General features: G+C 64.9%; 10 protein-coding genes. 7 read left to right on the forward strand and 3 right to left on the reverse strand.

Annotated elements, in window-relative coordinates; all coding sequences use genetic code 11:
* Positions 1-72: 72 nt before the first annotated feature.
* On the reverse strand, positions 73-2,025 hold the full coding sequence (gene argS, locus VGQ94_04555; GenBank protein ID HEV2021777.1) for an arginine--tRNA ligase: 1,953 nt from the start codon (positions 2,023-2,025) through the stop codon (positions 73-75).
* A gap of 153 nt (positions 2,026-2,178) precedes the next feature.
* On the opposite strand from argS, the gene larC reads away from it, so the two are divergent.
* From larC to VGQ94_04585, 6 genes are all read left to right on the forward strand, one after another.
* Complete coding sequence (larC, locus tag VGQ94_04560; protein HEV2021778.1) at positions 2,179-3,426, forward strand: nickel pincer cofactor biosynthesis protein LarC; 1,248 nt, start codon at positions 2,179-2,181, stop codon at positions 3,424-3,426.
* Positions 3,419-5,404, forward strand: coding sequence for a methionine--tRNA ligase (gene metG, locus VGQ94_04565; protein ID HEV2021779.1), 1,986 nt, complete (start codon positions 3,419-3,421; stop codon positions 5,402-5,404). Before larC ends, metG begins: the two co-directional genes overlap by 8 nt.
* An 88-nt stretch (positions 5,405-5,492) precedes the next feature.
* Complete coding sequence (locus VGQ94_04570) at positions 5,493-6,284, forward strand: TatD family hydrolase (protein ID HEV2021780.1); 792 nt, start codon at positions 5,493-5,495, stop codon at positions 6,282-6,284.
* Positions 6,285-6,342: 58 nt separating this feature from the next.
* A complete protein-coding gene (locus VGQ94_04575) occupies positions 6,343-6,840 on the forward strand; it encodes a YajQ family cyclic di-GMP-binding protein (protein HEV2021781.1) in 498 nt (165 codons plus the stop codon).
* A gap of 49 nt (positions 6,841-6,889) precedes the next feature.
* Positions 6,890-7,882: a polyprenyl synthetase family protein gene (locus VGQ94_04580; protein HEV2021782.1), complete on the forward strand. Its 993-nt coding sequence runs from the start codon at positions 6,890-6,892 to the stop codon at positions 7,880-7,882.
* Positions 7,883-7,953: 71 nt separating this feature from the next.
* The gene (locus VGQ94_04585) at positions 7,954-8,520 is read left to right on the forward strand and encodes a class IV adenylate cyclase (protein HEV2021783.1); all 567 of its coding nucleotides are present in this window, start codon (positions 7,954-7,956) and stop codon (positions 8,518-8,520) included.
* On the opposite strand, the gene VGQ94_04590 is transcribed toward VGQ94_04585, so the two are convergent.
* A complete protein-coding gene (locus tag VGQ94_04590; GenBank protein ID HEV2021784.1) occupies positions 8,517-8,960 on the reverse strand; it encodes a hypothetical protein in 444 nt (147 codons plus the stop codon). The genes VGQ94_04585 and VGQ94_04590 overlap by 4 nt on opposite strands.
* Before the next feature lie 99 nt (positions 8,961-9,059).
* The gene (gene secA / locus VGQ94_04595; GenBank protein HEV2021785.1) at positions 9,060-12,044 is read right to left on the reverse strand and encodes a preprotein translocase subunit SecA; all 2,985 of its coding nucleotides are present in this window, start codon (positions 12,042-12,044) and stop codon (positions 9,060-9,062) included.
* Positions 12,045-12,182: 138 nt separating this feature from the next.
* Here secA and VGQ94_04600 point away from each other — a divergent pair, with 138 nt between their 5' ends.
* Entirely contained in the window at positions 12,183-12,698 is a 516-nt protein-coding gene (locus VGQ94_04600; GenBank protein ID HEV2021786.1) for a superoxide dismutase family protein, read from the forward strand.
* The last annotated feature ends 9 nt before the right edge of the window (positions 12,699-12,707 follow it).

Consider the following 12,707-nt stretch of genomic DNA (forward strand, 5'->3'; position numbering starts at 1 on the left):
CTCATCGCTTCCTGGTTCAACTACATCAACCGCGTGGCGGATGCCCTGGGCGTGGGACGCGAACCGTAACGGTTACATCACAGAAGGAACGGAAATCCCCATCAGTTCCAGCGTGCGCATCAGTTCGCGCCGCACGACGGCCGCCGTAGCCAGCAGGAACTGCTTCCGCGCCGCGTCCGGCTCGTGCAGGATGTGGTGGCGGTGGTAGAAGTTGTTGAAGAACTGCGCCAGCGTGAAGGCGTACTTGGCCGCGTGCGCGGGCTCGGTGGTGGCGATGCACTGCTCCACCACGTGCGAGAGCTTGGCCGCCGCCAGCCATAGCTCCCAGATCTCGTTCCCTGCCTCGCCAGATAGATACTTCGCAAGGTTCGCCTTCTCCGCCAGCGCCTTCTCCGGCTCCACCCCCGCCTTGCGGAAGATGTTGGTAGCGCGCACCACGGCGTACTGAGCGTAGGGCCCGGTCTCGCCCTCGAAGCTGAGCGCTTCCTTGAAGTCGAAGGCGATGACGGAGCCCTTGGTGAACTTCAGCATGAAGTAGCGCAGGGCGCCGATGGCGATCTGCTCGGCGATCTGGCCGCGTTCGGGGTCGCTTAGATCGGCGTGGCGGCTGTCCACTTCCTTGCGGGCGGAGCCGATGAGCGCATCCATCAGGTCGTCGGCCTTCACCCCGAAGCCCTTGCGTCCGGAGACCTCGATGAACGCCTTGCCGCGGTCCTCTTCCGAAAGGTCGTAGCCCAGCTCGGCGGCGCAGCCCGGGGTGAGCGCCACCATCTCGTAGGAAAAGTGGGTGTAGCGGTCGGCTTGCTTCTGGTAGCCGAGGGCGCGCAGCGCCTCGATGACCTGGTTCTGCGGCTCGGCCTGGCGCGAGTCGATGACGTTGTAGATGGCGGCGACGCCGCCAAAGTGCGGCGCGTCCGCCTCGCCCAGCTCAGTCGCCGTCGAGATCCAGCACTGGTGGCCACTCGGGTACTTGTAGAAGCGGCGGCAGGGGAACTCGCGCCCCAACAGGCCGAACTTCCACAGGTGATACGCGATGTCCTTGCCCACGTAGGTCACGGTGCCAGTCGAGCGCACGATGACTTTCTGGTTTTCCTCCGCGTCCTCTGTCTCCCCTGTGGTGGTGGCTTGTCTCCGCATCACCCAGCAGCCGGCGTTCTTCCCCTGGCTCTGGAGCGAGAGCACGCCCTTCTGCTTGAGCTGCTCGAAGGCCGCGTCCCAGAACTTCAGCCGCAGGATCTCGCTCTCCTGGGGCAGAAAGTCGTATTCCACACCCAGGCGTTGCATGGTCTCGAGATGGATCCGAACGATGTCGGTGGCGACCAGCTCGGCCATCTGCGCCGTCTCGTTCCCGCCGGCTTCGATGGCGTGCAGCACCTCGCTGCGGCGCTCCAGGTTCTCCTTGTCCTCCTCGTACCACAGCGAGACCCGGGCGTAGAGGTCCCAGCAGTAGTAGTCGAAGCGCGGCCCTTCGATCAGCTCCTCCACCTGGGCGCGCGACTTCTTTTCCAGATGGAGCAGCCCGACGACCACGTCCGCCACCTGCACGCCGGTGTTGTCGATGTAGTTCTGGACGGCGACCGAGCAGCCGGTCGCGCGCAGCAGGCGCACGAAGCTGTCGCCCAGGATGGCGTTGCGCAGGTGCCCGATGTGTGCCGCCTTATTGGGATTGACGCTGGTGTGCTCGACCAGAATCCGCTCCGCGAGCGCCGCCGCCTCTTCCGGCGGCTGGCACAGCGCCGCGGCCATCTCCGCCCGCTTCACCCGCGCGTTGATGTAGCCCGCGCCCGCGACCTCCAGCTTCTCGAAACCGGGGATCTCGCCGACTCCGGCGACGATCTCTTCCGCGATCTTCCGCGGCGCCTTCTTGAGCTTCTTTGCCAGCTCGAAGGAGAGCGGCAGCGCGTACTCTCCCATCTCCACCCGCGGCGGTTGTTCGACCACGACGTTTTCGATTTCAAGCTGGTATTGCTTGCGCAGGAATCCGCGAATGGGTTCGGCGAGGCGGCGCTGGAAGTGGCGATACAAGTTTCAGGAGTCCTCGTAAGTCACTGAACAAAAAGGCGATTATAGCAAACGCTCGCGCGTCGCTTGGTTTGACGCCGCGCGACCGCTTCCCTATCATGAACGCGGACTTGCCGCGCACGCCTCGCGCGCAGTTTACCCATGCGCATCGCTTACTTGGACTGCTTTTCCGGAATCAGCGGCGACATGTTTCTCGGCGCCCTGGTCGATGCCGGAGTCCCCGCCGAGGTGCTGCGCCAGACCGTGGCTGAGCTCAAGGTTGGCGCACGGTTGGAAGTATCGCGCGTCGAGCGCGCCGGCATCAGCGCCACCAAGGTGGACGTCCTGGTCCGCGGGAAGAAGGATCGGCCGCGAGAGAGCCGCGATCACGACCATGGCCACCACCACCCGGCGCCGCGGAAGACGGCCAGTGCGCACGGACACCGCGGGCTGAAGGAGATCCGGGAGATCATCGCCGGGGCCGGGCTCCCCGCCGGCGTCAAAACAACAGCCATCTCCATGTTCGAGGCGCTAGGCGCGGCCGAAGCCAAGATCCACAACACCAGCATCGAGAAGATCCACTTCCACGAGGTGGGCGCCGCGGACGCCATCGTGGACATCGTCGGCGCGGCCGTGGGAGCCGAGATTCTGGGCGTGGACGAGTGGGTCTCGTCACCGCTGAACGTCGGCAGCGGTACCGTGGCCTGCGAGCATGGCCGCTTCCCTGTCCCGGCGCCGGCGACGGTTGAGCTGCTGCGCGGCGCTCCGGTGTACTCATCGGGAATCGAAGCCGAGCTGGTCACGCCCACCGGCGCCGCCATCGTGAAGACTCTGGCTTCGCGTTTCTCGAGCTTCCCGGCCATGAAGATTGTCGCCACTGGCTACGGCGCAGGCAAGCACGATTTCCACGAGCATTCGAACGTCCTGCGCCTGACGGTAGGCGAGGCGGCGAGCGCGGGCCGCGCGGCGACGCAAGATGAAGATACGGTCACTGTGCTCGAAGCCAGCCTCGACGACCTCAACCCGCAGCTTTTCGGCTACGTGATGGAGCGGGCGCTGGCCGCGGGTGCGCTCGACGTTTTCGCCACTTCGGTGCAGATGAAGAAAAACCGCCCGGGAATGTTGCTGACCGTCCTTGCGAAACCAAGAGATGCCTCGCGGCTGGCGCATCTCATCTTCGCCGAGACCACGACGCTGGGCGTGCGCATGCGCGAGGAGCGCCGCCAAGTCCTGCAACGGCGCTCGCTCAGCGTGAAGACGCCCTGGGGCGCGGTGCGGATGAAGGTGGCCAGCCTGAACGGCAGCGTCGCCAACTTCGCGCCCGAGTACGAGGACTGCCGCCGCATCGCCGCGCGCCGCCGCCTTCCACTCAAGACCGTCATGCAAGAAGCCGTGCGCGCCTACCTGGAAAGAACGCATGGCTAAGGGCAAGTTCTACATCACCACGCCCATCTACTACGTGAACGCGCGCCCGCACCTGGGCCACGCCTACACCACCATCGTCTGCGACGCGCTGGCGCGCTACCACCGCATGCTCGGCGACGACACCTTCCTGCTCACCGGGACCGACGAGCACGGCGTGAACGTGGAACGCTCGGCAACCGCCGCCGGCCAGACCGCGCAGCACTGGGCGGATTCCGTGGCCGCCGAGTTCCGCGCTACCTTTGACCGCCTGGGCATCACCTACGACGACTTCATCCGCACCACCGAGCCGCGCCACAAGGGCGGCGCGCAGGAGCTGTGGCGCGTCCTGGAGAAAAACGGGCACATCTACAAGGGCACGTACTCCGGCCAATATTGCATCTACGACAACCTCTACGTGGACGCCGCCGGATCCAGCGCTCCCTGTCCCGAGTGCGGCCGGCCGACCGAAACCGTCAGCGAGGAGAACTACTACTTCAAGCTCTCGGCCTTCGAGAAGAAGCTGCTGCGCTACTACGACGAGCACCCGAACTTCATCCGCCCCGAGACGCGCCGCAACGAGGTCATCTCCTTCGTGCGCGGCGGGCTGCGCGACCTTTCCATCAGCCGCAGCACGTTTCACTGGGGCGTGCCCGTGCCCGACGATCCCAAACATGTGATGTACGTCTGGCTGGACGCGCTCTCCAACTACATCACCGCTATTGGCTACGGCGCCGACGCCAAGATGTTCAAGCGCTACTGGCCCGCCGACGTGCACATGATCGGCAAAGAGATCGTGCGCTTCCACTGCGTCTTCTGGCCGGCCTTCCTGATGGCCGCCGGGCTGCCGCTGCCGCGCTCGCTCTTCGCCCACGGCTGGCTGCTCTTCGAGGAAAGCAAGATGTCGAAGTCGCGCGGCAACGTGGTGCGCGCCGAGACCGTGGTGGACGTGCTGGGCAACGACGCCCTGCGCTACTTCCTGCTGCGCGAGATCGTCTTCGGACAGGACGGCTCGTTCTCCTTCGACGCCCTGGTCCACCGCTACAACTCCGACCTGGCCAACGACCTGGGCAACCTCTCCAGCCGCACCCTGACCATGATCGCGCGCTACTTTGACGGCGTGGTCCCCTCCGCCGGCAAGCCCGCGGCCGCGGAGAAAGCCGTCGCGCAGCGTGCTGGCACAGTCATCAAGGAATTCCGCTCGCACTTCGAACGGTTCGAGTTCTCCCGCGCGCTGGAATCGGCATGGTCGCTGGTGGGCGCGGTGAACAAGTACATCGTGGAGGAACAACCCTGGGCGCTGGCGGAGAAATCCGACAAGCCCAGTCGCGCCCGTCTGGGCGCGGTGCTTTACACCGCCGCCGAGGCGCTGCGCGTGGTTACGGCGCTGGCGCATCCGGTGATGCCCGAGTCCACCGCACGCATCTGGGCCCAGCTCGGATTGAGCAAGATTGACAAGCTGCGCCTCGACAAGCTTGCCTGGGGCCAGCTCAAAGCCAAGACCCGCCTGGGAAAAATCGAAGGCGTCTTCCCGCGCGCCGACAAGTCCGCAATCGAAAGGATGCAGAAAATGGAAGAAGAACGCTCCACCAACGCGCCCGCAGCCCCGCCGAAGAGTGAGCAGCCCGCCGCCGCTCCGCCCGCCAAGCCGGTAGCGCCACCCCCCTCCGATGGCAAGATCTCCATCGACGACTTCGCCAAGATCGAGATGCGCGTGGGCCAGGTGAAGGTGGCGGAGAAAGTCCAAGGCGCCGACCGGCTGCTGCGCCTGGAAGTGGACATCGGCACGGAGGTGCGCCAGGTGGTGGCGGGCATCGCCGAGACGTACGCGCCCGAGTCGCTCATCGGGCGCAAGGTAGTGCTGGTGGTGAACCTCGCGCCGCGCAAGCTGCGCGGCGTGGAATCGAACGGAATGATCCTGGCGGCGTCGGTGGGCGAGAAGGGCTCGCCGGTGCTGGCGGGCTTTTTGGAAGACGTGCCGGTCGGGGCGAGGCTGAAGTGATTGAGTAATTTGGTAATTGCGAAATTGGGAAATTGGAACCAGCTGGTTCATCTTCAATTGCCCGATTGCCCGATTACCCAATCTCACAATGTTTGTAGATTCCCACGCCCACCTCGAGATGTCGCAGTTCGACGCCGACCGCGAGGCCGTGCTCGAGCGCGCCCGCCAAGCCGGGCTCGAAACCATCGTCGCCATCGGCAGCGGGACGGGACCGGGCTCGCTCGATTGCGGCATCCAGCTGGCGGAGCAGCACCCGTGGATCTACGCCACGGTCGGCATCCACCCTCACGAGGCCAAGCTGGCCGACGAAGGAGATTTCGCGGAGCTGGCTCGGCTGGCGCGCAATCCCAAAGTCATCGCCTGGGGCGAGATCGGCCTCGACTACTTCTACGACCACTCGCCGCGCGAGGTGCAGCGCACGGTCTTCCTGCGCCAGATGGAGCAGGCGCGCGCGGCCAAACTGCCCATCGTCATCCACTGCCGCCCGTCCGATGGCAGCGAGAACGCCTGGGACGACTGCCTCGCGCTCCTGCGTGAGCAATGGGCTTCGAACGGCCTGGGAGGCATTCTGCACTGCTTCACCGGAAGCCTGGCCCACGCGCGGGCGGCGCTGGAGATGGGCTTCCTCATCTCCTTCGCCGGCAACGTCACCTTCGCCAAGGCGGAGAACATCCGCCAGGCAGCGCGCGAGCTGCCACTCGACCGTATCCTGATCGAGACGGATTCGCCCTTCCTGGCGCCGGTGCCGCATCGCGGGAAGCGCAACGAGCCGGCCTTCGTCGCCCAAGTCGCGGCCAGGATCGCGGAGCTGCGCGGCCTGACGCCGGAAGAGGTAGGCGAGGCCACCCGCCAGAACTTCCATTCCTTCTTTAAGCTGTGAAATATCTGCAAAGAGCCGGCGCAAGCGCCGCCTGGGCTACACTAGTCGTCACCCAGCCATGGCCGAAAACTCCTTCGACATCGTGAGCAAGGTGGACCTGCAGGAGGTCTCGAACGCTATCCAGCAGGCGCTCAAGGAAGTACACACGCGCTTCGATCTGAAGGATTCGAAGTCGAACATCGTGCTCGAGGGCAAGGAAGCCATCGTTATCAGCTCGGTGGACGACTACAAGCTGAAGGCCGTCAACGACGTCTTGCAGCAGAAGCTGGTGAAGCGCGCCGTGCCGTTGCGCGCCCTGGTCTACGGCGCCGTGGAACCGGCGGCGGGCTCGAGCGTGCGCCAGCGCGTCACCATGCAGCAGGGCATCCCGGTGGAAAAGGCGCGGGAGATCGTGAAGGCCATCAAAGACGCCAAGAAAAAGGTGCAGGCCTCGATCCAGGGAGACGTGGTGCGAGTGAGCGGCAAGGACCGCGACACGCTGCAGGAGATCATGACGCTGCTGCGGGCTCACGATTTCGGGATCGACATGCGCTTCGATAACTATCGGTCGAACTGAGGGTCCGCAAAAACGGGACGCCCGAACGGGCGCCTCCACGGAAAGAGCATTGGCGACACCAGTCACATCGTCGACGCGCGAGGTCTTCTTCGAGCTGCTGCGCGAGGACCTGGCGGCCATCGAGCGCGAGTTCGGGCGAGACACCGTCTCCGGCGTCCAGGCCATCACCGAGATCGGCGAGCACCTGCGCGAGGGCGGCGGCAAGCGCATCCGCCCGGCGCTGCTGCTGCTGACCGCCAAGCTCTTCGACTACAAAGGTCGCGGCGCCATCCGCCTGGGGGCGGTGGTGGAGATCATCCACACCGCCACCCTGGTCCATGACGACATCATCGACGAGGCTCAGACGCGCCGCGGGCGTCCCGCCGCCAACACCCAGTGGGGCAACTCCAAATGCGTGCTGGCCGGCGACTGGCTCTACATGCAGGCCTTCAAGATCGCGGTACAGGAGCGCAACTTCAAGGTCCTCGATGTGCTCATCGAGCTGACCCAGCAGATGGTGGAAGGCGAACTCCTGCAAATCGAGAAGCTCGGCCGCCTCATCTCCTTGAACGAGCACCTCGACCTCATCCATCGCAAGACCGCGTGCCTGTTTTCCGCGTGCATGCGCCTGGGCGCGATCCTGGGCGGGGCGACGGAAGAAGAGGAGCGAACGCTGGGCGAGTATGGCCGCAAGGTCGGGCTAGCCTTCCAGATCGTGGACGACGTGCTCGACTTCACCGCCTCGGAAGAAGTCCTGGGCAAGCCGGTGGGCAGTGACCTGCGCGAAGGCAAGGTCACCATGGCCGTGATCCATGCGCTCGAGCACTGCACCCGGGAAGAGCGCGCGCTCATCGAGACCGTGCTGCACGAAGGGGCGTTTCAGAGCGTCGCCCACCCTCAAATCCTCGAGGTCCTCAACCGCTACGGCTCCATCGAGGCCGCCACCACCCTCGCCCACCAGTTGGCCCGCGAGGCCCGCGACGGCGTTAGCGATTTCCCCGACTCCGAGATCAAGCGCGCCCTGCTCTGGGTACCGGACTTCGTGGTCGCGCGGGAGAAGTAGCCTTCCTCTCGTTATCCTTTCCTCTTGTCATCCCGAGCGCAGCGAGGAATCTGCTTTATACTGCCGTCGAAATGTCCTCCAAGGAAGTCGAGATCAAGTTCCTGATCCGCGACCCGAAGGCACTGGCGCGCAAGCTGCGCGCCGCAGGATTCCGCGTCAGCGAGCGCCGGGCGCACGAGAGCAACACGCTCTATGACCTTCCCGGCCAGGTACTGAGAAAGCGCGGCGAGCTGCTGCGGCTGCGCCAGTACGGCAAGACGTGGACTCTGACCCACAAGGGCCGCGGCATGGTCGGCCGACACAAGTCGCGCATCGAGACCGAAACCGAGCTCGCCGACGGAGCCCGGATGGACGCCATCCTGCGCGCCCTGGGCTTCGAACCCACCTTTCGGTATGAGAAATACCGCACCGGCTGGAGCGACGGCAAAGGGCACGTGCTGGTGGATGAGACGCCCATCGGCAATGTGTCTGAGATCGAGGGCCCGCCGAACTGGATCGACCGCACGGCGAAGCGCCTGGGCGTGGCGCTGCGCGATTACATCACCGACTCCTACGTCGCGCTGTTTTTCGCCTGGAAGGCGCGCAGCGGCAGCCCGGCGAAGGAGATGACCTTCCGGGCCGTGGGCCGGAAGCCCTAGGCCGCGCGCACGGCGTGGGCCTGCTCGTAGCCGACCGCGGTGTAGTACAGGGCGCGGTCGAAGAACTGGTCCAGCAAATGCAGCAGCTCCAGTTCTCCGTGCAGCTCCATGGCGCTGTCTGCCAGGCCTTCCCGTTGCACGAAAGCCCGCACGTGCTCCTTGGTGGCGGTGATGGCCCACACGAAGTGGCTGAAGGCCACTCCCTGGTGCGCGCGGCGCGCTCCCAGCTCGGTGTACCGCCGCTCCACCTCGGCTTCCGTTTTGTTCATCAGCCAGTCGCTCAGGTTGCGGTAGATCTCGTGCGTGCGGGCCTGGAGCTCATCCGCCGGGACTCTGTGGAGGTCGCTGCACTTGGAAGAGTTCCAGACCTTCTCGGTCAGTCCCCGGGCAAGCTGCTCGGAGTGATTCTCGATGAGTCGCACCAGTCGGATGGCAAGCATGGCGCACCTCCTGGGTAGGCTAGCGAGATTGTATGTCCGGACGGAGGTGGGATTAATAGGGCAACGGTCACGCCGGTCTGTGACGACTCTGCCTTCCGTTCAGGCGGCCATGCCGCAGCACTTCTTGTACTTCTTGCCGGAGCCGCAGGGACAGGGATCGTTGCGTCCGACCTTGGCGCCGGAGCGTACCACCTGTTGCACCGGCTGGTAGTCGCCGGCGCCCGCCAGGCGCGCCTGCTCCAACTCGCGCCGCTTCTTGCGCTGGAACTCGGCCTCAATCTCATCGATGGTCGTGGCGACGCTCCGTGGCGGCCGGCCCCCCGGACCCGCAAGCCTCAACGCCGGGCCGCCGGCATCGGGAGCACTTCCGTCGAACTCCGGGCCGCCGCCAGCCGCCCGTCCTTCGCCGCCGACGATCTCCATCAGGTAGAGGGTGCGCGAGGTCTCTTCCTGGAAGCGCTGCATCATCTCCTCGAATACCTCGAAGGACTCGCGCTTGTACTCCACCAGCGGATCGTGCTGTCCGTAGCCGCGCAGCCCGATGCCCTCTTTCAGGTGGTCCATCGAGAGCAAGTGGTCTTTCCACTGGGTATCGAGCACGCTGAGCATGATCATGCGCTCGTGGTAGCGCATGGCGTCGGGGCCCAGCAACTTTTCCTTGGCCTCGTAGCGCTCTTTGAGCTTCTCGAAGATGGCGTCGCCCAGCTCCTGCCGGCCCAGTTCCTCCAGCTTCACGCCCTCGGCGGCCAGGTCCACGGCAAAGCGGCCGGAAATCTGGTTCTTCAGGCCGGCCAGGTCCCAGTCATCCGGGTGGGTCTTCTCCGGGGCGAACTGTTCCAGCAGGTCGCCCAGGGTGCTGGCCACGTAGTCCTCAAGGATGAGGTCCTTCTGGTCGAGACCCTCCAGCAGCTGGCGGCGCAGGCTGTACACCGCCTCGCGCTGCTTGTTCATCACGTCGTCGTACTCCAATACGTGCTTGCGGGCCTCGAAGTTCTGGACTTCCACCGCCTTCTGCGCGGCCTCGATGCGGCGGGTGATGAGCCGCGATTCGATGGGGATGCCCTCTTCCATGCCCAGCCTCTCCAGCCACTTGGAGACCCACTCTTTGGCGAAGATGCGCATCAGGTCGTCTTCGAGCGAGAGGTAGAAGCGCGAGGAGCCGGGATCGCCCTGGCGCCCGGCGCGCCCACGGAGCTGGTTGTCGATGCGCCGCGCTTCGTGCCGCTCCGTCCCCAGGATGTGCAGGCCACCCACAGCGACCACCTCATCGTGCTCGGCGTCGGTCTGCGCCTTGTAGCGCTGGAAGGCTTCCTCCCACTGCTCGGTCGAGACCTCGTATTCGGTCCCCTGGTAGTAAAAGAACGTAACGCCTTCTTTTCCGAGGCGCGGGGTAGCCAAGGCTTCCTCGAGTGGCACCGGATGCGCCACCCCTTTCTTGACGCACTCCTGCTTAGCCATGAACTCGGGATTGCCGCCCAGCAGGATGTCGGTCCCGCGGCCGGCCATGTTGGTGGCGATGGTCACCACGTCCTTGCGCCCGGCCTGGGCCACGATCTCCGCTTCCTTCTCGTGGTACTTGGCGTTGAGCACCACGTGCTGGATCTTCTTCTGCTTCAGCAGCTCGGAGATCCGTTCCGACTTCTCGATGGAGGTGGTGCCCACCAGCACCGGCTGGCCCCGCTGGTGCAACTCCTGGATCCCATCGCTGACGGCGTTGTACTTCTCGCGCTCCGTGCGGTAGACGACGTCGGGACTCTCATGCCGCAGCAGCGTGCGGTTGGTGGGGATGACGAGCACCTCGAGTTTGTAGATCTTGTCGAACTCGGCCGCCTCGGTCTCGGCGGTGCCGGTCATGCCCGCCAGTTTCTTGTACATGCGGAAGTAATTCTGGAAGGTGATGGTGGCCAGGGTCTGGTTCTCGCGCTCGATCTTCACCCCTTCCTTGGCCTCGATGGCCTGGTGCAGGCCGTCGGACCAGCGCCGCCCGGGCATCAGCCGCCCGGTGAACTCGTCCACGATGAGGACTTCCCCGTCCTTCACCACGTATTCCACGTCGCGGCGGTAGAGCGCGTGCGCCTTGACCGCGGTCTCCACGTGGTGCTTCAGGTCCCAGTTCTCGGGGTCGGCGATATTGCCGATGCCCAGCAACTGCTCCACTTTTTCCCAGCCCGCGTCGCTGACCGTGATGGTGTGGTGCTTCTCGTCCACCACATAGTCGCCGGTGAGGGTCTTGGTGTCGTCCTTGTCGATCTCCTCGCCGCGCTCCAGTTTGGGAAGGATGCGGTTCACGCGGGCGTACTTGTCGGTGGATTGCTCGCTCTCGCCGGAGATGATGAGCGGGGTGCGCGCCTCGTCGATCAGGATGGAGTCCACTTCGTCCACGATGGCGAAGTTGTGTCCGCGCTGTACGCACTGCGCCAGGTCGAACTTCATGTTGTCGCGCAGGTAGTCGAAGCCGAACTCGTTGTTGGTGCCGTAGGTGACGTCGGCGGCATACGCGTCGCGGCGCTCAGTGTCGTCCAGCCCGTGCACGATCACGCCCACGCTCAGCCCCAGGAAGCCATAGAGCTTTCCCATCCACTCCGAGTCGCGCTTGGCCAGGTAGTCGTTGACGGTGATCACGTGCACGCCGTTGCCGGCGAGCGCGTTCAGGTAGACGGGCAGCGTCGCGACCAGCGTTTTTCCTTCGCCGGTCTTCATCTCTGCGATCTTGCCCTGGTGCAGGACGACGCCGCCCACCAATTGCACGTCGAAGTGGCGCATCTGGAGGACGCGCCGCCCGGTTTCGCGCACTACCGCGAAGGCTTCCGGCAGCAGCTCCTCCAGGATCTCCTTCACCACTAGTTCGCGTTCTTTCTGGATCTCCCGCAGCCGGTCCGGGCTGGCCTCCGGCTGACTCGGGAGGCTGGCCAGGCGGTCGGCGATGCGCTTGCGGAACTCGTCGGTCTTGGCGCGCAGTTCGGCGTCGCTCAGGCGGTCCGTCTCCCGCTCGAGCGCTGCAATGCGCTCCACCAGGGGCCGGATGCGCTTGACCTCGCGCTCGTTCTTGGTGCCGACGACTTTGGCGATGAGGGTATTGATCAATGGACCGGGTCCTGTCGAAAGGCGCGGAAATCCGCCTGAATCAAGCCTAGCACATTGGATGCGGCAGGTCGGCGAACGACGCAGGTAGAGGCGGGCCGCCTCGTCCGCCTATAATTGCCTCTTCCTGAGGAGGATGGAATGAAACGAAACTTTGCCGTACTGCTCGCGCTGCTGCTGGCAACCGCTCTCGCCTTCGCCAAGGGCAATCACAAGGTAGTCGAACTCAAGGACGCCAAAGGGGAAAGCGTAGGCACGGCCACGCTCTCGCCCAAGGGCCACTTCGTCGCCATCACGGTGCATCTGAAGAACCTGCCGCCCGGCGAACACGCCATCCACATTCATCAGAACGCCAAGTGCGATGGGCCGGACTTCAAGTCCGCCGGCGGACACTTCAATCCCAATGGCAAGAAGCACGGCCTGGAGAACCCGGAGGGACATCACAACGGCGACATGATGAACATCACCGTCGGCAAGAAAGGCACGCTCAAGACGGGCCTGCTGAACGACCAGGTGACGCTCGAGGAAGGCCAGCCGAACTCGCTCTTCGCGAACGGCGGCACGGCGCTGGTGATCCACGCCAAGGCCGACGACATGAAGACCGACCCGTCGGGCAACGCCGGCGACCGCATCGCCTGCGGCGTCATCATCAAGTAGAGTCTCCTG

The sequence above is a fragment of the Terriglobales bacterium genome, assembly GCA_035937135.1.
Classification (GTDB): domain Bacteria; phylum Acidobacteriota; class Terriglobia; order Terriglobales; family Acidobacteriaceae; genus DASYVL01.